The following is a 19,416-nucleotide window of genomic DNA, read 5'->3' as shown; positions in this document are numbered from 1 at the left end:
CCGGCATTACGGCCGGGCCGTGATCACCAGCGCCTGAATCTTTGCTTCGACCGGTCCCGAGCCGTGGCGTTTCCGGATCGCTTCGGCGACCGCGTCGGTCGCGGCCTCGAGCCTGCTCGCATCCCTGGCCTCGATCTCGCCGCGCAGCGGCGTTCCCTGGCAATACGCGATCGCGACATATTCGGCCGAAGGCGCGCGGCTCGTCGCCGTCAGGGTTTCGATCGATATGTCCCTGAAGCCTGCGCGCTCGAGATCGGCCTTGATGACCGCCTTGTCGTGATAGCCGTGCGGCGTCCGCGCCATGAACAGCGGCGGATCGTCGGGGAACATCTTGCCGAGCGTGGCGGTCGCCTCATCGGCGAACACATTGTCCGCGATACGGTCCCACACGTTGAACAGATAGGTGCCGCCAGGCTTCAACACCCGCCTCGTCTCGGCGTAGCCCTTGCTCCGGTCCGGAAAGAACATGGCGCCGAACTGGCAGAAGACCACGTCGAACGCGGCGTCGTTGAAGGGCAGCGTCAGCGCATCGGCCTGACGCCAGGTCATGCGGGGATCGTCACCCTGACGCTGCCTGGCGACTGCGAGCATCGGCTCGTTGAGGTCGGTCGCGACATAGCGGACATCCGAAGGCAGCAGAGCCGCCACGGCCCGTGTCACCGCGCCGGTGCCCGCGGCGATCTCGAGCAGGTCCGAGGGCGACAGCGCGGCGACGCGTCTGGCCAGGTCGTCGGCATAGACGGAGAAGATCAGCGGGACCAGATATTCGTCGTAGAGCTTGGGGACCGAGCCGGCGAAAACCTTGTCAGTTGCAGACATGCTTGCCTCTCTGAAGGTTGGACCGTCGCGGGGCACGATAGCACGGTTCGAGCCGGCAATCCGAAGATCGTGGCCACTTGCGAGCTCGGGCATACGCCTCGACGCCGAGGCGTATGACGATTAATGATGCGTGGGTGATCCCCTGCTGGACGCCTGCACGACATGAAAACCACGCTGCTGAAACCGGAAGACTACACCCGTGCGCCCTGGAAGAACGGCGGCGGCATCTTTACCGATATCGCGGATGCGCATCGGCCCGGCACGGTGGTGAAGAACTGGGACAGCCTGCTGTGGCGCTTTGCCTCGACGCCGATCGTCGCGCCCGGGCCGTTCTCGCACATGCCAGGCATCGACCGGCTGCAGATGGTGATCGGCGGGCGCGGGCTGGTGCTGAAAGCCGAGGGGCAGGAGTTCGACGAGCGCGAGCCGTTCACGACCGTCCGCTTCACCGGCGAGATGGAGATCGTGACCGAGCTCGAGGCCGGTCCGGTCGAGGTCGTCAATCTGATGGCGCGGCGCGGTGCGGCGGAGATCGCGCTGGTGGCGCTGAAGGAGCCCGGCGAGCGGTCGTTGCCCGCCGGCACGCATCTGGTGTACGCGCTATCGGGCGATTGCGGCATTCGGGTCAGTAGCGAGGAATTTCTCGTTCCCGGCGGCTGCACGCTGAAAGTCGAGCTGGCCGAGGCGTCCAGGCTGACATTCGTTTCGGGACTTGCCGTGCTGGGATCGATTCGGCTCACCGGCTAGGCCGCGGTCGTGCGAATGCGTACAATCCGTGCAACTGGCTAGGTTGACGCGGTCCATCCGGAACACGATATCTGCTGACATGAAGACTGCCGCCGAAGGCCAGGATATGAACGCGTCAGACAAGATTCCCGCTGCCACGTTAGCCGACGGCGTTGTCGACTGGCTGACTACCGGGACGCACAACGAGCGCTTCATCGACAACATTTTTGCCGAGATGTGCATCCGCGTCCAGCAAGCGGGCATTCCGCTGAAGCGGTCGACGCTTCACGTGCTGATCCAGCACCCGCAATGGCTGGGGGCGCGTTTCATGTGGGCCGACGGCATGCGTGAGGCCGAGATCGCACGAGTCGATTTCGACGTGCGGGAGCGCTCCGAATATATCGGCAGTCCCGCCAACGAGATGCAGAATGGCGCAACTGAAGTGCGCGAAAATCTCGAACGGGATCCGGCGCTCGGCCGCAAGCACGCACTCTACGACGAGATGCGCTCGAACGGCCTGACGGACTATGTCGCCTGGCCGCTCTATCACACGCTTGGCAAGCGCCATCTCGTCACCTTTGCTACAGACCGCCGCGGCGGCTTCGAGGATGCGCAAATCGCGGCGCTGAAGAAGCTGTTGCCGGTGCTGGCGCTGGTCAGCGAAATCCGCATCAAGAACCGCCTGGCGCGCACGCTGCTGGAGACCTATGTGGGCTCCCATGCTGGCGAGCTGATCCTCGCCGGCGCCACGCGCCGCGGCACCGGCACGACGGTGCGCGCCGCAATCATGATCTGCGACCTCAGGGATTTCACAAAAATCTCCGATAACTGGCCGCGCGACGACGTCATCGATCTGCTCAACGATTATTTCGACGCGATGTCGGACCCGATCGCCCGCCATGGCGGTGAGATCCTGAAATTCATCGGCGACGGCCTGCTCGCGATCTTCCCGCTCAGCCAGCCCAATGCCTGCGCCAATCTCCTGCGCGCCGTCACCGAAGCCCGGCAGGCGATGGCTGCCCTGAACGCGCGCAACAACGGCACGGGTCGCGCGCCGCTGAATTACGGCATCGGCGTCCATGTCGGCGACGTCATGTACGGCAACATCGGCTCGAAAAGCCGGCTCGACTTCACCGTGATCGGCCCTGCCGTCAACATGGCCTCGCGCCTGGAGACGCTCACCAAGCAGATCGGCAAGAAGGTGCTGCTGTCGCGTGACTTCGCCGAGCTGGTCGATCGCGAATTCGAGCTGGAGCGCGTCGGCAAGCATGCCGTGCGCGGCTTCAGCGACCCGATCGAGCTGTTCGCGTTTGAACCGTCCGCGCGGGCGTAGGCCGCGCCGCGCGAGCGCGCGCTGTTGCCAAGGCGCGGGCGTCGAATTACGCTTCAGGTCCGCCACATCGGTTCAGCATCAGCCGCATCGTCATGCCCAAGTTTCTTCGCGTCGGCCTGCATCAGTCGAACGTATCGGGGTACACGTCGAAGGCGTGGTGCGTGCGGCGGGTCGGCTCGGTGGTGCTCCTGAAATGGGGCGCCGTCGAAGTGCAGGGCGCCGGCAAGAGCCGCAAGGTTTACTGGACGCATCTGCCGCAGGAGAAAACGATCCGCTGCCGCACGGCGCAGCGCGCCCAGGACTACACCAGATCCGCCATCGCACGGCGGCGCAGCCATGACTATGAACCGCTCAGTGGTGCCATTGGCGTCAGGAGAAATTCTGCCAACGGCAGCGCCGAGCTCAAGCAGGCGCTCGCCACGATTCTGATCGTCGACATCGTCGGCTCCACGGCAAAGGCCGCAAAGCTCGGTGATGCGCGCTGGACCAAGGTGATGGGCCTCTACTATGCCGCCGTCCGCAAGGAGCTGAAGACGTGCCGCGGCAAGGAAGTCGTGACGACCGGCGACGGCGTGCTGGCAACCTTCAAGTCGCCGGCCGCTGGCATCAGTTGCGCAGCCGCGATTCAGAAAGCCGTGCGCACGCTCGGCCTCGAGATCAGGGTCGGCCTGCACGCCGGCGAATATACGATCAGCGGCGGCGAGATGGTCGGTCTTGCCTTCCACATCGGCACCCGAATCGCCGCCAAGGCGCGCGCCGGCGAAGTGCTGGTCTCGAGCGCGGTGAAGGACCTGCTCGCGGCGCAATCCCAGATCCGCCTCAGGGATCACGGCAGCCACCAGCTCAAGGGCGTGCCGGCGCGGTGGCGGCTTTACCGGGTGGAGGGTTAGAGCATGATCCGGAAAAGTGTGAAGCGGTTTCCCGAAAAGATTATGCTCAAACAAAGAGCCAAAGCGCGATGACGATTCAACCCAATCTCATCGCGCTTTAGCCGCGAGGATGGCTTCCGCTCTGCCGGGCCTGCCACGCAGCAATTTTTCCTTCCAGCTCTCGCCGAACGCTGTCCACCACGCCGGCCCAGTCGTCCCGCTTCTTCTGCCTGAACAGGCGCATCGACCGATACCACGGGCTATCGTCGCGATTGAGCAGCCAGCGCCAATCCGGGTTGAAGGGCAGCATGGTCCACACCGGTGCGCCAAGCGCGCCGGCGAGGTGAACGACGCTGGTGTCGACCGAGATCACCAGGTCGAGGCAGGAGACCAGCGCCGCGGTCTCGCTGAAATCGCTGAGCTGCTCGGTCAGGTCGACAATGTCGGGACGCCCGGCGAGGAAGGCGCGATCCGCATCGCGAATGCCCTTCTGCAGGGAGACGAACTGGACGTCGCAATCCAGCAGCGGCACAAGCGCGCGCAGTGCGATCGACCTGTTGTGATCGTTCTTGTGACCGGGGTCTCCCGACCAGACCAGACCGACGCGAAGCTGCGTGCGGGGGCCGAGCCGGCTCCCCCACGACTCCACACGCGCTGCCGGCGGTGCAGGAAGATAGCCGTCCGCGAACGGAATCGTATCGGGGCGCGTCCCGAACGCCAGCGGCAGGCTACCGAGCGGGCAGTGCAGGTCGAACGCCAGCGACGGCGTCGACGACCGGTCGATACAATCTGCGACGCCGCCGATCCCGGCCAGCAGCGGCCGGACTGCAGACTTGACCTCCAGAATCACCCGAGCCCCGAGCGCGGCCACCATGGGCGCGTAACGCGCAAGCTGGATGGAATCGCCCAGGGCCTCGTCGGCATGAAGCAGGATGGTCCTGCCCTCGAGCGGGTGGTCGCCAAGCCAGCGTGCTTGCGGGAAGCCGCGCTCCGCAAGGCCCAAAGACGGCGCCTTCCAGCGGGCCTCGCGTCCAAGCCAGCCCCGCTCGAAATCTCCCGTCAGCATCTGCAGCAGCGCGAGATTCCAGATCGTATCCGCATTGTCGGGGGCGACCGCCAGCGATCGGTGAAACGTCGCGAAGGCCTCATCCAGCAATTGCAGGCTCCACAGCGCCCGCGCCTTTTCGTTGAGCGCCGCGGAAAAGTCAGGACGAAGCGCGAGCGCGCGATCGAAGCTCGCAAAGGCCTGCTCCATCCGGCCCAGTCTCGCATGCAGCGTGCCGAGATTCTTGTGCGTCTCGGCTTCGCCAGGGTTGAGCGCGATCGACCGCTCGAAGTCGGCCTGCGCCTCCGCAAACCGGCCCAGCCGCTGCAGGCAAAGCCCGCGCGTCTGATACAGAGGTGCAACATCGGGATTGAACTTTTCGAATGCGTCGAAGCATTCCAGGGCTTCGGCATACCGGCCGAGCTTGAACAGCGATTGGCCCTGCTTCGCGGCCTCCAGGCTCTTAGCGGTCACCAGATGCTGCGACGCGACTTGTGGGGATTGCCTGGCCGCGGCCCGGCGCTCTTGGCGGTTCATGAGCTGACCAGAAATGGAGACGACGTCCCGTCGCGCTATTTTCTGGTGCCAGGCTGGTGCGAGGCTGGCGCAGCCTGAAAGGCTCCCGCAATGAAAGAGGCCGCCTTCGCGGCGGCCTCAGTTCTGTTGTTACCATCGACCGGGACCGACGCCGATCGTGACGCCAGGCCCGTCATATCCGCCGTCGTAATAGCCGCGGTCATAATAGCCGCGATCATAATAGGTGCGGGCCGGTGCCTGATAGTAGCCGTAGCTATCGCGCCACCTTGCGTGGCGGTGACGACAATTTCCAACGCCGGCCATCAACTGACCACCACTCATGGCGGGGCCTTCGGCGCCGACCGCGTTGTTGCCTGAGCTTGTGCAGGGACCCGGGCCTTGCGCGAAGCTCGGGGTCGCCATCGCAGTCACCGCGATGGTCGCGGCAATCACGCCAATGCTTGGAACGATCTTCATGTCTGTCCTCCAGTTTCGAGAGGGATCAACGACGCGTAGCTGCCGACGTTCCCTGCGATGCGCCGATGCGAGGGATGCGGAACATCGGAGCCTCCGTCTTCGCAACCGGGCGGTTCCAGCTCTGTGCAAAATCCTGCGCGACGTCAGCCTGGTGGGGTTCCGTACGGATCGCGTTCGGCCAGGAACTGGCTGATGGCGTCAAAGGCCTGCATGCGGTTCTTTTCGAGCAGCACCATATGGGTGCCTTCGCCGATTTCCACCCATCGCTTGTACGGCGCCCGTTTGAGCGAACTGAACAGATCCTGCATCGTGGCCATGGGCACATCGCGGTCCCATTCGGCATGAACGAGAAGCACGGGGACGCGGATGTCGTTCGGATCATAGTAGGCTTTGCCGGCGCCCCAGTAATCGCGGATATCCTGGATCGGACCATTCACCGCGCGCATCACGCGGGGGCGCTCAGCGTTCCCCAGCGGATCTGTTGCGAGCGAGGCTTCCGCCCAGCGCTCGAACCAGCCTTCCGGGATCAGGCTCGCGCGTGCCGCTTCCGGCGCCGCGGTGAGCCAGCGCTCCCTGAAATCGAGCACGGCGACCCTGCGGTAGCCACCGAGTGCGCCACCGGAATCAATCGGGGCAGGGGTGTTCAGCAGCCACAGCGGCGCGACCAGCGCCAGCCGCGCGACCTTGTCGTTGTTGCCGGCGGTATAGGTCCCCGCCACCGAGCCGCCCCAGGACATGGCGACGAGATTGAGGCGCGGGATGCCGCGGTGCGCGAGGACATAGTCGACCGCGCTGGCGAGGTCGCGCACCGCGACATCGGTGCGAACGAGCGGCGCGGAGTCCTGCGCCGGCGCGTCCATTTCAGCCGGCCGGGTCGATCCGCCATAGCCGCGCACGTCGAGTGCGAACACATCAAAGCCCTGCGTGGCGAGATGATCCATGAAGGAGCGGCCACCGAGCGGCACGTCGAACAGACTGGCCGACGAATAGGTCGCGCCAGGGACCATCAAAATGGTCCGCTCGGCGGAGAAAGTCTTTTGCGCACTGGCGCGCTTGTTGCGCAGGTGAAGCGAAATCCCCGGCGTGTCGCTCGGGACGGTGAAATCCTCGACCACGAGGTCGGGCCTGTATCCATGTGCAGGAATGGTCTGGTCCATCGTCATTCTCCTTCCGTCAGAGGAATTGCCAGGCGAAGCGCTCGCCGCTGCGCGTGATGCGCCCAGTGGAGGACTGCGCGAAATGGGTGGTGAAGACGGTTGCGCCGCTCTCGGCCGCGTCCTCCAGCACGAATTTGCGCGAGCGAAGTGCTGCGTCGGGAAATTCGCAGAAGCAGGAATTGAGCGAGGGCTCGTAGACCTGGAGCGGGTGATGCATCACGTCGCCCGCGAACAGGGCTTGCTCGCCGCGAGAGACGAGGCGGATGGAGGCGTGGTCGACACTGTGGCCTGGCGTCGGGATCAACGAAATTCCCTCCAGGACCTCGCCGCCGTCGACGGTGACGAGCCGTGCCAGGCCGGCATCGATCACCGGGCGTACGCTATCGTCATAGACGCGGTCGGCGGGCTTGCGCAGGGCAGGGCCCAGGGCCGGATTCGTCGCTGGTTCCTCACCATTGGCCAGGCTCTCGCCATAAGCCTGCTCGATGCGAGAGAAGATGTAGATCGCGTTGGGAAACGTCGGCAGCCAGCGGCCGTCGATAAGGCGCGTGTTCCAGCCGACGTGATCAGCATGGACATGGGTGAGGAGCACATAGTCGACCTCCTCGGGCCTGACGCCGGCAGCTTGCAGCCGCGCGAGGAAGGGCTCGTTGAGCCGGTGCAGCGGCGGAATGTCGGGCCTGTTCTTGTCGTTGCCGGTCGCCGTATCGATCAGGATGGTGTGGCGCGGTGTCTTGACCAGCCAGCTGTGGATGCTCTGGATCAACGTGCCGGTCGTGGCATCGAACGAGCCCGCCTCGAGCCGCGCGCGCTGGCGCTGCAGCGCCTCCGGGTCCGCGCCCGGATAGAGCATGTCGAACTGAAAGGCCGCGAGCGACAGCTCGTCGATCCGGGTGATGGTGGCATCGCCGACGCGATAAATCTTCGTCTCCTTCGTCACTGAGCGTCCTCCGCTTCCGTCGGCGCCGGATCCGGCGAGATTGCCGAGATCCCGGACCTGCCGCCGTGGGCGGTGAGGTACGCGCCTGACTCCGCGTCCGGGAGGGCCGTGGGCTCGATACGTCTCATCGATGCCGGTGATATCAGGGCCTTGCGGCGGGCTGCTTTTCATGCCCGCGTGAAGGCCTTAACCTCTCTCGGTGCGGCTCATGCGGCCGCGATCTTCTTGCCTTGAACGGAGGTGCCGCGATGGCGGATGTCGAACGCGGTCCGGGCCGGTCGGCCGACGATGCCGACCTCGCCGAGATCGACCTCGGCCTGTTGCTTGCGCTGGAGGCACTGCTGCGCGAGCGCAACGTCACCCGTGCGGCATTGCGGCTGAACATCGGGCAGCCGGCGCTGTCGGCCCGGCTGAACCGGTTGCGGCAGGTGTTCGACGATCCGCTGTTCGTGCCGGCAGCGGCGGGACGGGGCGTGGTGCCGACAACGCGAGCCCTGGAGCTACAGACGGAACTCGCCGAAGTGCTCGGCAGGTTGCGCCGCATGGTGGAGGGGCCGGCCGCTTTCGACCCGGCGCGGGATCAGCGCACCTTCGTCGTTGCCATTCACGAGAATCCGGCGGTGACACTGGCGCCAGGTTTCGTCGCTCAATTGACCGCGATGGCGCCCCGCACGCGGCTCGCTCTCGTTCATCCCACGCCCGACATCGTCGATCGCCTTGAACGTGGCGAGATCGATATCCTGGTCACGGGACCCGGCGGGACCAGCGGCGAGCTGATGCAGCGTCCGCTGTTCGAGGACAGCTTCCTGACCGCGCAGCGCAAGGGCCATCCGCGCGGCACAGACGCGCTCGATCTCGACACGTTTTGCGCATGCGATCATCTGCTGATCTCCGCAGATGGCGGCGGCTTTGCGGGCCTGGTCGACGACGCGCTATCAGCGCTCGGCCGCAGCAGACGTGTCGCGGTCTCGATCCAGACTTATGCGCTTGCCCCCGTCATCCTCGCGCACAGCGATTGCATCTGCACCCTGCCGCGGCGATTCCTGATGCGCTTCGCCCACGAGCTCGATCTGGCGCCGCCGCCGCTCGAACTGCCGCCCGCCCGCATCGTCGCGCTCTGGCATCCGCGCAACCAGGAGGACGCAGGGCACGCCTGGTTGCGCGATCGCCTCTACCAGGCCGCTGCCGCCACGTGATGCGGTCAATCAATCTCAAGGTCCAGCAAGCGCGCGAATTGCTGCCCGGCATGCATGTCGCGTTCCTGCATCCAGCCTTGCGGATGCGGGCGCGGATAGGAAATCTTGATCACGTGCAGATTGTCGACCGGGATGCGTTTGACCAGGTCGGGATTGGTGCCGAACAAGCGCGCAAATGTCTGCGGTGACAGCGCCGGCGTATTGCGATAGCGCCTGAAATTCTCCTCGCCATCGAAGAAAAGGTCGACCGTCACCCAAAATGGCCCGGCATTCTTGGAGCGGACGTGGCGGCAGATGTCGCTGAGCTTAGGCATGGAGTGCCCCCTTGTTCGCATCCGCCGGGTCGATGCTCACGCTGCGCACGAGCTCGAAGGCGTCGCTCGTTTGCACGACGTGGTTGAGAACGAACTCATACACCTGGCCGCGCGGAATTTCGGCTGGCGTAAACGGGAATGCATAGCTCGGCATCTCAATGCCCGGGCGCAGCGGCGTGTGGAAGAAATAGGGGTTGCACGCCTTCGCCATCCGGTTGGCGAGGTCCTGCGTCGGCGCCGTGACCACGAACATCACGCCGACATCGCGCGGCGGGACCGTGTCCCGCGGCACCGGCCGGCCGGACGTGCCGTTCCACCCATAGATGCGCAGCGACACATCGAAGCGAACAGCTTCGTCACCAAAGGTCTTTCTGATGCGCCCTGTCAGGGTCTCCAGCATGAGATCGTGGAATTCGTCGAGATTGGCGAGCACCTCCGGATCTTCGATGCCGATCAACATGATCGTCTGGAAATCACCGCCGCGGGCGCCTTCGAGCTTCATGGTGTAGGGCTTCGGCGTCCAGCGCGAGCCGGTGACGCGGGTGATGCGGTTATCGACCCAGCGATAGTCTGCATCCCGGGCATCAAGCACGCCGCCGGGCTCGGTCAGCGTGAACGGGTCGCTGTTTTCGTACAACAGGTGCGCGGACACGGTCTCCGGCGAGCACTGGTTGTCGATATCGAGCGGCTCGATCTCGAACGCGTCGCGGCCGACCCGCATCAGCACGCCGCCGAGCCCGGGATTGACCGTACATTGACCGCCGCATTCGGCGATCTTGGCAGCGTGCCAGGCTTGCGCGATGCCGGCGCCGCGCATCAGGGGAACCGCGGCGAGCACCGCCGTGTCGGTCGTGCGTCCGCCGAGCACGATGTCTGCACCGGCTTCCAACGCTGCGATGTACGGCTCGGGCCCCATCAATGCGACGATATGCTCGCAGGATTTCAGGTCGGCGTCGCTGACCGGGCCTAGCGGCGGCAACGGCGTGATCTCTCCTTTGCCGTTCTTCCTGACGAGATCGTCCGCCTTCTGCTCGCTGTAGAGACAGACGATCTTCGGGGCGATGCCGAGCTCGGCGGCCACTTCGAGCGCAATGTCTCGGGTCCAATCGACGCCGCTGTCGGTGCCGCTGGTGCCGCAGCTTCCGACCAGCAATGGAATTTTCGCCGTATACGCTTCCGCCATCAGGATCTGCAGGTCGCGTTTGATGGATTCGCGCTATCGGTCGATCCGGAGTCCACCGCGATGGCGCTGGCGCCGCGGCGGAGGCCATACTGGATTTGCGTGCGATTGACGCCGGCGCCCAGCATTCCCGTCGGGACGATGACGCTCACCGGGTCGGACAGCTTTACACTCTCGGTCATGTACCTGATCACCTCTTGCGACAAATGGAGTTGCGCTAGCGCGCAATGTCTTCAAGCGAACGTCCGCGTGTCAGCGGACCGTAGATGCCAATCGAACCCATCACCACGAACATGCTGAGCGAGATGAACACGAACACCCATTGTGCACCGAAGTCCCTGAGCAGAAATGCGATGATGAAGCTCGTGAACACCGTCGACAGGCGACTGAATGAATAGACGAAGCCGACCGCGCGGGCTCGCACCTCGGTTGGATAGAGCTCGGCCTGGTAGGGATGGTAGGCATACGACATCAGTGTGTTGGCGCCGACGATCAGCGTACCGCACAGGATCAGGAGCGAGGGAACCGTCAGCATGGCAAAGATCAGGCCGAGCACGGCGGTGGCGCCTGAAGCGACGACGATCTGCCATTTGCGCTCGTAGCGTTCGGCGACGGTAAAGCCCCACAGCACAGCCCAGAGCGGAAAGGCCACCGCAATCACGGCGGAGTAGAACAGGCTCTTGGTGATCGAGTGGCCTTGCGCGGCGAGCAATGTCGGCAGCCAGTTGGTGAAGCCGAAGAAGCCGATCGTCTGAAAGAAATTGAACGCCATCAGCATGATGGTGCGCTGCCGATAAGGCGGCTGCCAGATTTCCGCAAAGCTTGCGCGACGCGAGACGCCGACAATTTCAGGCGCAGGCGCCGGCAGCGCATGGCCAAGGTCCTGCTCGAGCTGCCGTTCGATTTCGCTGACGATCCGATCGGCGGCCTCGATGTTGCCGTGCTGCGCAAGCCACCGCGGTGACTCCGGCAGATTGACGCGCAACCACCACACGAAGGCAGCGCCACCTGCGCCGATCAGGACAACCCAGCGCCAGCCCGCAACGCCAAGGGGATCGAGCGGAATCAGCAAATAGGAAACGAACGCAACCAGCGGGATCGCAAGATAGGCGATCGCGTGCATGATCGCCGCCGCCTTGCCGCGCATATGCTTCGGCACGATTTCGACGAGGTAGGCATCGATGGTGACCAGCTCGACGCCCAATCCAATTCCGGCGAGCAGGCGGCACGCGAGGATGCCGTTTGCGGTCGATTGCAGCGCCATCACCAGCGTCGCGATGCTGTAGCCGACCAGCGCCCACAGGAAGATCGTCTTGCGGCCGAAGCGATCGGCGACCGAGGCAAACGCGATCGCGCCGATGAACAATCCAAGGAAGGTTGAAGACGCAAACGCGGCCTGGTCCGGCAGGCCGAACAATCCTTTGGCGCCTTCCGAGAAGATGCCTGATCGCACCAGACCGGTTGGGACGTAGGCGGTCTGATAGAGGTCGTAGACTTCGAACATTCCCGCCAACGAGATCAGGGCTGCGAGGCGCCATATGTGCCTGTTCTCCGGCAGCCGATCGATGCGCGCGGTAATCGCCGCGGCGTGCGCATGCGCCAGCGGCTCGGCTGGCCGATCGGCGATAGCCGTGATGCTCACTTGGACACCCCTGCAGAGTTGACGTTTCTACCTCAGCATATCGAATACAATAAACAGGATTGTCAACAATATCTCATATTGGCAACAATTCGTTGGCCCACGACCGTAATTCTGGTAGTCTTTGCAGGAGACAATTCCGGATCAGACTCATGACGTTACAGCCAGCCAGCGGCGCCCTCGTTGACCAGATCGTCGCCCGCCTTGAACAGGCGATCCTCACCGGTGAGCTGGCGCAGGGGCAGAAGCTTTCGGAGCAGGCCCTGTCCGACCGGTTCGGCGTCAGCCGAGGTCCGCTCAGAGAGGCGATCCGCACCCTCGAGGGGCGCCAGCTCCTCGAACGCACGCCGTTCTCCGGCGTCCGCGTCGTGCAATTGTCGCTCGACGATCTGGAGCAGCTGCTCTCGACGCGCGAAGCGCTCGAGGGCATGGCGAGCCGGCAGGCCGCCGAGAACATGACGCTGCACGAGACACGGCAGCTGCGCGCCTGTCTCGCCGCGGATGAGGACAGCTTTCGTCGCGAAGGCGTGGGCGGCGTGTTCCGTGTCCGCAGCGTCGGCGACGATTTGCACATGCTGATCGTGCGCGGCAGTCGCAACCGCTGGCTCATCGACATCATCTGCAACGAGCTCTATCCGTTGCTGCAGATCTGCAGGTTTCAGAGCACGACGGTGACCCTACGAACCCCGCAGCGAATCGAGGCCGTGCGTCGCGAACACGAAGCAATCATCGTCGCGATCGAACGCCGCGACGCCGATGCGGCAGAAGCCGCAATGCGTGCCCATCTTGTCGCCTCGCGGACGATTCTGATGGCGCAGTTGCGCGGCGAGCCGCCCGCGATCGCTGTCGCCGGAGCTTGAGGCGCGGGCGCGGCGTCAGAGGACGACGTCGCGGTTGACGTTCTTGTAGAGCAGATAGACCGCGTGATTGAGCCCGGTGGGATAGAATTGCTGGGGACAGAACGATCCCATCCAAATGAAATCATCAACCCAGATTTCGTGCCAGCTGCCGCCAAGATAATAGAGGCCTTGCCCCTCCAGCATGAACAATCCGTGCTCCATGATGTGCGTTTCCACCGCCGGGAAGCAGACGCCGGGCTGGAAAAACATCAGGTTCATCTCGAAGTCGAACCTCAGATCGCCCAGCGGCAGCAGGTGCTTGAACCCGCGGCCCTGCAATCCGGTATGGTTCGTCATCGGCATGGATTGCTGCTGGCCGACGATCGCCGTTGGAGCGGCAATGCCTTCGGCTTCCTCATAGCGTTTCTTGACGGCGATGATGCGCGCTGGCGCGGTGGGGCGACACGTCATCGCAAATGACAGGCCGGGCGGTACATAGACAAACGCCCCCGCTCCGAGCGGCACTGTGGAGTCGGAGCCGATGGTCACGTCCACTTCGCCTGCCACGACATAGAAGAAGTGCTGCAGATCCACACAGATCGGCCGGGCCGTACCTCCGGCCGGTTCGATTTCCAGCACGAACTGGACAAAGCCGGCGCCGAGCGATGGTGCTGCCAGAAAGCGCACGACTGTCGATCTCCACGCCGGAAGCCTGCTGACCAACACACCCTCCGGAGGGATGAACGCGAAGTTGCGGCCGACAACGCCGCGATTATGGCCGATCGCTCCGGGAGGAACGACACCGGGTTGGCCGGGTAAATCGCTGGGGTTCATCTGATGTCCTCGATCAATTCGCGGGAGTCCGATTCAACGGAAAGCCTAACGAGAGGCGCCTCCCGGTTTCGGAAACATATGGCGGACGCTGGAGCCGGCTTCGCGTTGCAGCCAGTTTCGGACAGTCATCATCACGGGATCCTTGCGGCGAACGCGCGAATGCAGAAGGTACCACCCCGTCCCTCGCATCAACGGGGGGAAAGACAGCGGAGCAATCAGCCGGCCGAGGTCGAGTTCCGACGTCACCAGACTGGGATCGATCAGTGCAAACCCGAGACCGTTCATGGCGGCATGTGCGGGCAACACGCTGCTGGCGAAATGCAGCATGCGTTGCGGTTGTTCGCCATGCAGTCCGACCATCGCAAACCAGGCGGCCCAATCCTGCGCCGTGTCGTCGGTGGAGATCAGGGTCTCGGTGAGCAAATGGGCCGGTTCGATAAGCCGTCGTTGTGCAGCGAGGTAGGCCGGACTGCACATCGGTATCAGCCGGTCGGCGAACAGGAAATGGGCGTTCAGTCGCGGCCATTCGCCTCGGCCGTGGGCAATCGCCGCATCAGGAGCACCCTCACGCAAAAGATCCGGCAGATCGGGTTGGGTGAGCAACCTGATGGTCAATTCCGGCTGCTCACGATGGAAGCGGGCAAAGCGCGGCAGCAGCCAGCCGGTGGCGAAAGCCGTCGGCGCATTCAATGCGAATGTCGCGCGCGGCCGCTCCGACAGCAGCCGGGCAGTCCCGCTTTCGAGCGTATCAAACGCCTCGGACACGACGGGCAGCCAGGTCCGGCCAAACTCCGTCAGCTCGAGCGACTGCGGGTAGCGATCGAACAGCTTGCGGCCGATTTGGACCTCCAGCGCCTTGACATGCCGGCTGACTGCTCCCGGCGTCACAGCCAGCTCATCGGCGGCAAGCGCAAAGTTGACGTGACGAGCAGCCGCCTCGAAAGCGCGCACCGCGTTGAGCGGCGGCAGACGGCGACGGGCCGGACGCTCGCGTTTCGACAGACGTGACACCGGCTGACCTGCCCTTTCACCCGCCTCGGTGCCGTTTCGAAGCGGTGTCCATGAGGCTTAGTTTTTATCATGCTCAGCCGCAAAACAAGTGGTTTGCTGAAAAAACGCCGGGGACGGTAGGTTCATCGGGTCGATGATGCGGCTCAATGAGCTTGCATCATGGGCCAACGATGCAAATCGGCCGGGAGGCGACCGAACACTGATCAGTCCTGTGATCGATGATGCTTCGCTCCAAAGCTGCGGCGAAGTATCTGGCAACAAAAGAGGTCCTCCGTGGGATTGCGCCATTTTGTGCTGTCAGCCGCGCTTTCACTTGTCGGTCTCGCCGGCGCTTCTGAGGCCGCGCACGCCGAAGACAGGGTGCTGAAAGTCTCGTTGCAGACCGAGCTTCAGGTTCTCGATCCGATCATCACCACAATCAATGCGACCCGCGTGTTCGCGTACCTCGTTTTTGACGAGCTCGTGGCGATCGACAGCGAAGGCCACTACAAGCCGCAGATGCTCTCCGGCTGGGAGGTCAGCTCCGACCGCCTGACTTACACCTTCCATCTCCGCGACGGGCTGAAGTTCAGCGACGGCGCGCCCGTGACGTCGGAGGATTGTGTCGCCTCGATCGAGCGCTGGGCCAAGCGCGAGGGCTTCGGTGCCCAAATGATGACTGCCGCGGACCGATTCACGGTGGTCGATTCCAAGACGTTCGAATTAAAGCTCAAGCGGCCTTTCGCCTTCGTCATCGAGGCACTCGGCAAGCCCGGCCATCAGATACCCGTCATGATGCCGGCACGCTTGGCCCGCCTGGACGCGAACACCGCGGTGCCGGAGGTTGTCGGCTCAGGGCCGTTCATTTTCCTGAAAGACGAGTGGCGCCCCGGCGCCAAGGCGGTGTTCGCCCGCAACCCGGACTATGTCCCGCGCTCCGAGCCGGCAGATGGTCTTGCCGGCGGGAAAGTCGCGAACTTTGACCGCATCGAGCTCTTGAGTATTCCCGATCAATCGACCCGCGCCGCGGCCCTGCAGAAGGGAGAGGTCGATCTTCTGGAGGTCGTGCCCTACGATTACATCGACGTGCTGCGCAAAAATCCCAAGGTGACGATCGGCAAGCAGCCGGCGATCGCCCAGAACATGATTGCGATCAATGTCGATCACACCCACGCGCCTTTTGACAATCCGCTTGTACGCCGGGCGTTGCAGGCTGCGGTCGAACAGAAAGACGTCATGGCTGGTCTGGGACTACCGGCCGACATGTACCGCACCTGCTATTCGATCTACATGTGCGGCAACGACGGAAGTTCGGACGCCGGCACCGAATATTCCCGCGACATCGGGCCGGAGGCCGCTCAGAAGCTCCTGAAAGAGGGCGGCTACAAGGGCGAGCCCGTGGTGTTTCTGCATGCGGGAACATCCGCCATTCTCAATCCGGTGGGCTCCGTGCTGGCCGACCAGTTGAAGCAGGCGGGCTTCAACGTCGATCTGCGGACATCGGACTACGCGACGGTTGCGGCGCGTCGCCTGAAGAAGGCGCCGGTGGCGGAGGGCGGCTGGAGCGTGACTCCGCTGGTGATGGCGGGTATCGATCTGGTCAATCCACTCGCGCAGCAGATGGTGTCGTTGAACTGCCTGGAGAACAATCCCGGCTGGTATTGCGATCCGGCGATGAGCAAGCTGCTGAAGGCGTATTCCCAAGCGTCGAGCCCTGCCGAGAGCAAGAAATATCGCGACGAGATCCAGGCTGCCTTCCACAACAACGTCAACTACGTTCTCGCCGGACAATTTGCGACACCTCCGGCCTACCGTTCGGATCTCAAGGGCATGATCCCTTTCAGCTTCCCGGTGTTCTGGAATGTTCGCCGCGAGTAGCAGGAAGGTACGACGCAATCCGGCGGTCGTCGTCCTGCGTCTTGCCCGGGAGCAACGGTGACATGAAGCCCAGGATTCTCTATCAGTTGACCAGTCCCATGCACCGTACCCTCGGGGTCGAGGAGATCGAGCGGCGCCGCGCATATTTGTCGGAGGCGGCCGCGTCCGATGTCGTCATCGACGTCTGGCCGCTCGCCGATGGGCCGTCGGCCGTCGAGTCCAACGCCGACGCGGCCCGGGTCGTGCCCGAGCTTCTCCGTGCTGTTCCGAAATGGATCGCGGAGAGCTTCGACGCCGTCGTCATCGGCTGCTTCAGCGACCCCGGTGTTGCCGCCATTCGCGACCTCACCGATATTCCCGTCATCGGGCCGGGCGGCAGCGCGATGCACCTGGCGGCTCAGTTCGGCGAACGCTTCTCGGTGCTGTCGTCCGATCCCACGCCCAAAGGGCTGCTCGCGCGCCTTCGTTCTCTTGGGCTCGCCGACGTCTTCGTCTCTGAACGCATGGTCGGCTGTTCGGTGCTCGATCTCGTCCGGAGACCGGATGAAGCCTTCAATGGAATTTTGGCAGCAGCACGCGCCTGTGTCGACGATGGCGCAGACATTCTGGTCATGGGCTGCATGGGGATGGGGTTCACGCCGCAGCTGACGGAACGTCTGCAGGATCGCGTCGGCGTACCCGTCGTCAATTCCGTGCTTGCCGGTCTCAAGATCGCTGAAGCAGCCGTCGGCATGAATCTTCGCCCTGCCAAAGTCTCCGGGAGCAACCGATGACCAGCGCCGCGCTCGCCGATGAGGTCGAACAGTTGAAGGCCGCGGCGCTTGCCTATGAGGCGCGGCATTTTCCGATTCCGGACTTCGTGCTTCCGCCCGGCGTGCGGATGGCGGTGAACTTCACGCTGGATTTCGATGCCATGCTGGCCCGCCGGCTTGCGAATGAGCCGCCGATGCAGCTCGCGAAAGGGGAGTTCGGCGGCCGCATCGGGATTTGGCGCCTGCTGGAAATGTACGAAGCTCACGACATCAAGGTCACGATCTTCACGCCGGGGCGCATTTGCGAGCTCTATCCGGAGGCCCTGCGCCGCGCGGCCAGAGCCGGGCATGAAATCGCCGATCACATGTGGGAGCATCACGTTCCCAAGGACAAGGCGCTCGAGGAGGACCATCTGCTCAAGACCATCGCCGCGCTTGAACGCGTCGCCGGTCGCCGTCCCGTTGGAACCCGCAGCGAGCACAGCCCCGCGCTGCTGCGGCGGCAGGGCTTCATCTACAATTCCTCGACCTCCTGCACCTACACACCGCTCTATCAGGACGACGAGAACGGGATGAACAGGATGGTGCAGCTGCCGGTGCACTTTGCTATCGATGACGCGATGTATTTCAGCGCGAATTGGGGTGGCAGCAAGACCGCCGCGCAAAGGCTGCTCGATCCGGATGAAGTGTTCGAGATGTGGCGAAGTGCCTTCTGGCACCAGTACAGGCTAGGCGGTTATCTCAACTTCATGCTGCACCCCTTCGTGTCGGGCCGTGCCTCCAGAGTCGATATGCTGGAGCGCCTGATCGTCGAGATGAAGAAGCTTCCAGGCGTGTGGTTCCCGACCTGCGAGGATCTGGCGCGGCACGTGCTCGCCCGGCATCCCGCCTGAAAATCGACGACAGCCCGTCAGGACCAGCTCAATGCCCTGGAAGCAGAACTACACGATATCGGACGAAATCGGGATGAAGGATTCGGAAGTCCGCTGGCCGGACGGCAAGCGTTGTTGCTTCAGCGTGGTCGTCGATCTCAGTCCTGCCTCGACACCTTCAGGGATTACCGCGCCCGATATCACGCATCCGACCTCGCTGTTCGGTATCACGGTCGGGCTGCAGAACATCATGCGGCTGCTGCGGCGATATGGTCTGCGCGCGACCTTCGTCGTCCCCGCCGTGATGGCGGAGATCCATCCCGACCGCATCAAGTCCATCCGCGACGACGGGCACGAGATCGCCGCCGGAGGATGGAAGCACGAGGATGTCAGCGCGTTGAGCGTGGAAGAGGAGAGAGAACGGATCGCGCTGACGACATCGACGCTGGAGCGGATTGTCGGACGCCGGCCGAAGGGATGGTTTTCCCTGCCCCGGCAGCAGGACGCGTTCGCCGTCGGCAGCGTGAGCGGTGCGACGATAGGCCTGCTGGTCGATGCCGGTTACGGCTATATGGGCAACGGGCTCGCGGACGATGCTCCGCACTATTGGGTCGCGGACTTCGTGCAGCGCAAGGCTTTCTTGACGCTTCCATACCATTACAGCTGCGACGATCAGTTTTTCCTGATGTTTCCGACCGAAGGCACAGGCCTTGATCGGGTCAATGCGCTGAAGCGAAATTGGCTTCGCGAGTTCGAGGCCCAGTATCGACGCGGTCGGTACTTCTCGCTGACGCTGCATCCGAAAGGGAGCGGCTGGGGACACCACGCCGAGGCGCTCGAAGAGGTGCTTGCATACATCGCGAATTTTCCTGGCCTATGGAATGCTACGGGAGCGGAATGCGCGGATTACTGGTCCGCGACCTATCCCGCGGACACCCATCTTCGCCTGTCCGCTTCGATCTGGCAGGACTATGAGGGCAGCCTGAGCTAACTCCTCGCGAATATTGATGCGGGGCGTTGCAATTATTTTGCGGGAGCAT

General features: G+C 63.7%; 20 protein-coding genes. 9 read left to right on the top strand and 11 right to left on the bottom strand.

The genetic code is table 11. The features are described 5' to 3' along the window. Nucleotides 1–6: 6 nt before the first annotated feature. The gene (locus XH80_RS10715; RefSeq protein WP_271598568.1) at nt 7–819 is read right to left on the bottom strand and encodes a class I SAM-dependent methyltransferase; all 813 of its coding nucleotides are present in this window, start codon (nt 817–819) and stop codon (nt 7–9) included. 162 nt (nt 820–981) lie between these two features. Between XH80_RS10715 and XH80_RS10710 the strand changes: the two genes are divergently transcribed. The 3 genes from XH80_RS10710 to XH80_RS10700 all read left to right on the top strand — a co-directional run bounded on the left by XH80_RS10710 (nt 982) and on the right by XH80_RS10700 (nt 3,768). After that, nucleotides 982–1,566, top strand: a complete 585-nt coding sequence (locus tag XH80_RS10710) for a HutD/Ves family protein (protein WP_271598567.1) — start codon at nt 982–984, stop codon at nt 1,564–1,566. Nucleotides 1,567–1,645: 79 nt separating this feature from the next. Continuing rightward, nucleotides 1,646–2,878 (top strand): adenylate/guanylate cyclase domain-containing protein, encoded by a 1,233-nt coding sequence (locus XH80_RS10705; protein ID WP_442869140.1) that lies wholly within the window; start codon nt 1,646–1,648, stop codon nt 2,876–2,878. Between the two features lie 92 nt (nt 2,879–2,970). Beyond that, entirely contained in the window at nt 2,971–3,768 is a 798-nt protein-coding gene (locus tag XH80_RS10700; RefSeq protein WP_271598566.1) for an adenylate/guanylate cyclase domain-containing protein, read from the top strand. 97 nt (nt 3,769–3,865) lie between these two features. Here XH80_RS10700 and XH80_RS10695 read toward each other — a convergent pair whose 3' ends face one another. The 4 genes from XH80_RS10695 to XH80_RS10680 all read right to left on the bottom strand — a co-directional run bounded on the left by XH80_RS10695 (nt 3,866) and on the right by XH80_RS10680 (nt 7,882). Continuing rightward, on the bottom strand, nt 3,866–5,266 hold the full coding sequence (locus tag XH80_RS10695; RefSeq protein ID WP_271598565.1) for a tetratricopeptide repeat-containing glycosyltransferase family protein: 1,401 nt from the start codon (nt 5,264–5,266) through the stop codon (nt 3,866–3,868). A gap of 192 nt (nt 5,267–5,458) precedes the next feature. Then, nucleotides 5,459–5,785, bottom strand: a complete 327-nt coding sequence (locus tag XH80_RS10690) for a hypothetical protein (RefSeq protein WP_271598564.1) — start codon at nt 5,783–5,785, stop codon at nt 5,459–5,461. A 143-nt stretch (nt 5,786–5,928) separates the two neighbouring features. Beyond that, nucleotides 5,929–6,942 carry an alpha/beta hydrolase gene (locus XH80_RS10685; RefSeq protein WP_271598563.1) on the bottom strand — a complete coding sequence of 338 codons (1,014 nt, stop codon included), beginning with the start codon at nt 6,940–6,942 and terminating at the stop codon, nt 5,929–5,931. Between the two features lie 16 nt (nt 6,943–6,958). Then, nucleotides 6,959–7,882, bottom strand: coding sequence for an MBL fold metallo-hydrolase (locus XH80_RS10680; RefSeq protein WP_271598562.1), 924 nt, complete (start codon nt 7,880–7,882; stop codon nt 6,959–6,961). Between the two features lie 248 nt (nt 7,883–8,130). Here XH80_RS10680 and XH80_RS10675 point away from each other — a divergent pair, with 248 nt between their 5' ends. Then, entirely contained in the window at nt 8,131–9,078 is a 948-nt protein-coding gene (locus XH80_RS10675) for a LysR family transcriptional regulator (RefSeq protein ID WP_271598561.1), read from the top strand. A 5-nt stretch (nt 9,079–9,083) separates the two neighbouring features. On the opposite strand, the gene XH80_RS10670 is transcribed toward XH80_RS10675, so the two are convergent. Genes XH80_RS10670 through XH80_RS10655 form a run of 4 tightly spaced genes read right to left on the bottom strand, consistent with a single transcriptional unit; the run spans nt 9,084 to nt 12,214 of the window. Beyond that, complete coding sequence (locus XH80_RS10670; protein WP_271598560.1) at nt 9,084–9,392, bottom strand: DUF4387 domain-containing protein; 309 nt, start codon at nt 9,390–9,392, stop codon at nt 9,084–9,086. After that, the gene (locus XH80_RS10665) at nt 9,385–10,575 is read right to left on the bottom strand and encodes an acyclic terpene utilization AtuA family protein (RefSeq protein ID WP_271598559.1); all 1,191 of its coding nucleotides are present in this window, start codon (nt 10,573–10,575) and stop codon (nt 9,385–9,387) included. Before XH80_RS10665 ends, XH80_RS10670 begins: the two co-directional genes overlap by 8 nt. Next, complete coding sequence (locus XH80_RS10660; RefSeq protein ID WP_271598558.1) at nt 10,575–10,754, bottom strand: hypothetical protein; 180 nt, start codon at nt 10,752–10,754, stop codon at nt 10,575–10,577. Before XH80_RS10660 ends, XH80_RS10665 begins: the two co-directional genes overlap by 1 nt. 35 nt (nt 10,755–10,789) lie before the next feature. Next, nucleotides 10,790–12,214 (bottom strand): MFS transporter, encoded by a 1,425-nt coding sequence (locus XH80_RS10655; RefSeq protein ID WP_271598557.1) that lies wholly within the window; start codon nt 12,212–12,214, stop codon nt 10,790–10,792. Nucleotides 12,215–12,363: 149 nt separating this feature from the next. Between XH80_RS10655 and XH80_RS10650 the strand changes: the two genes are divergently transcribed. Continuing rightward, nucleotides 12,364–13,071, top strand: coding sequence for a GntR family transcriptional regulator (locus XH80_RS10650; RefSeq protein ID WP_271598556.1), 708 nt, complete (start codon nt 12,364–12,366; stop codon nt 13,069–13,071). A 15-nt stretch (nt 13,072–13,086) separates the two neighbouring features. On the opposite strand, the gene allE is transcribed toward XH80_RS10650, so the two are convergent. After that, complete coding sequence (gene allE / locus XH80_RS10645; protein WP_271598555.1) at nt 13,087–13,884, bottom strand: (S)-ureidoglycine aminohydrolase; 798 nt, start codon at nt 13,882–13,884, stop codon at nt 13,087–13,089. A 45-nt stretch (nt 13,885–13,929) separates the two neighbouring features. Beyond that, a complete protein-coding gene (locus tag XH80_RS10640; protein ID WP_271598554.1) occupies nt 13,930–14,895 on the bottom strand; it encodes a LysR substrate-binding domain-containing protein in 966 nt (321 codons plus the stop codon). A 273-nt stretch (nt 14,896–15,168) separates the two neighbouring features. Between XH80_RS10640 and XH80_RS10635 the strand changes: the two genes are divergently transcribed. From XH80_RS10635 to XH80_RS10620, 4 genes are all read left to right on the top strand, one after another. Next, nucleotides 15,169–16,752 (top strand): ABC transporter substrate-binding protein, encoded by a 1,584-nt coding sequence (locus tag XH80_RS10635; protein ID WP_271598553.1) that lies wholly within the window; start codon nt 15,169–15,171, stop codon nt 16,750–16,752. A 62-nt stretch (nt 16,753–16,814) separates the two neighbouring features. After that, the gene (locus tag XH80_RS10630) at nt 16,815–17,525 is read left to right on the top strand and encodes an aspartate/glutamate racemase family protein (RefSeq protein WP_271598552.1); all 711 of its coding nucleotides are present in this window, start codon (nt 16,815–16,817) and stop codon (nt 17,523–17,525) included. Next, a complete protein-coding gene (locus XH80_RS10625) occupies nt 17,522–18,397 on the top strand; it encodes a polysaccharide deacetylase family protein (RefSeq protein WP_271598551.1) in 876 nt (291 codons plus the stop codon). Before XH80_RS10630 ends, XH80_RS10625 begins: the two co-directional genes overlap by 4 nt. A gap of 31 nt (nt 18,398–18,428) precedes the next feature. Then, nucleotides 18,429–19,367: a polysaccharide deacetylase family protein gene (locus tag XH80_RS10620; protein WP_271598550.1), complete on the top strand. Its 939-nt coding sequence runs from the start codon at nt 18,429–18,431 to the stop codon at nt 19,365–19,367. Nucleotides 19,368–19,416 lie beyond the last annotated feature (49 nt).

Source organism: Bradyrhizobium sp. CCBAU 45384, from assembly GCF_028128665.1.
GTDB lineage: Bacteria > Pseudomonadota > Alphaproteobacteria > Rhizobiales > Xanthobacteraceae > Bradyrhizobium > Bradyrhizobium manausense.
Note: the sequence above shows the minus strand (reverse complement) of the source record. Positions and strands in the feature narration are given on the sequence as shown.

What these genes read in the sequence shown, in the direction of transcription:
- XH80_RS10715 (WP_271598568.1), bottom strand. Translation starts at nt 819, where the DNA reads ATGTCTGCAACTGACAAGGTTTTCGCCGGCTCGGTCCCCAAGCTCTAC.
- XH80_RS10710 (WP_271598567.1), top strand. Translation starts at nt 982, where the DNA reads ATGAAAACCACGCTGCTGAAACCGGAAGACTACACCCGTGCGCCCTGG.
- XH80_RS10705 (WP_442869140.1), top strand. Translation starts at nt 1,646, where the DNA reads ATGAAGACTGCCGCCGAAGGCCAGGATATGAACGCGTCAGACAAGATT.
- XH80_RS10700 (WP_271598566.1), top strand. Translation starts at nt 2,971, where the DNA reads ATGCCCAAGTTTCTTCGCGTCGGCCTGCATCAGTCGAACGTATCGGGG.
- XH80_RS10690 (WP_271598564.1), bottom strand. Translation starts at nt 5,785, where the DNA reads ATGAAGATCGTTCCAAGCATTGGCGTGATTGCCGCGACCATCGCGGTG.
- XH80_RS10685 (WP_271598563.1), bottom strand. Translation starts at nt 6,942, where the DNA reads ATGGACCAGACCATTCCTGCACATGGATACAGGCCCGACCTCGTGGTC.
- XH80_RS10675 (WP_271598561.1), top strand. Translation starts at nt 8,131, where the DNA reads ATGGCGGATGTCGAACGCGGTCCGGGCCGGTCGGCCGACGATGCCGAC.
- XH80_RS10670 (WP_271598560.1), bottom strand. Translation starts at nt 9,392, where the DNA reads ATGCCTAAGCTCAGCGACATCTGCCGCCACGTCCGCTCCAAGAATGCC.
- XH80_RS10665 (WP_271598559.1), bottom strand. Translation starts at nt 10,575, where the DNA reads ATGGCGGAAGCGTATACGGCGAAAATTCCATTGCTGGTCGGAAGCTGC.
- XH80_RS10660 (WP_271598558.1), bottom strand. Translation starts at nt 10,754, where the DNA reads ATGACCGAGAGTGTAAAGCTGTCCGACCCGGTGAGCGTCATCGTCCCG.
- XH80_RS10650 (WP_271598556.1), top strand. Translation starts at nt 12,364, where the DNA reads ATGACGTTACAGCCAGCCAGCGGCGCCCTCGTTGACCAGATCGTCGCC.
- allE (WP_271598555.1), bottom strand. Translation starts at nt 13,884, where the DNA reads ATGAACCCCAGCGATTTACCCGGCCAACCCGGTGTCGTTCCTCCCGGA.
- XH80_RS10630 (WP_271598552.1), top strand. Translation starts at nt 16,815, where the DNA reads ATGAAGCCCAGGATTCTCTATCAGTTGACCAGTCCCATGCACCGTACC.
- XH80_RS10625 (WP_271598551.1), top strand. Translation starts at nt 17,522, where the DNA reads ATGACCAGCGCCGCGCTCGCCGATGAGGTCGAACAGTTGAAGGCCGCG.
- XH80_RS10620 (WP_271598550.1), top strand. Translation starts at nt 18,429, where the DNA reads ATGCCCTGGAAGCAGAACTACACGATATCGGACGAAATCGGGATGAAG.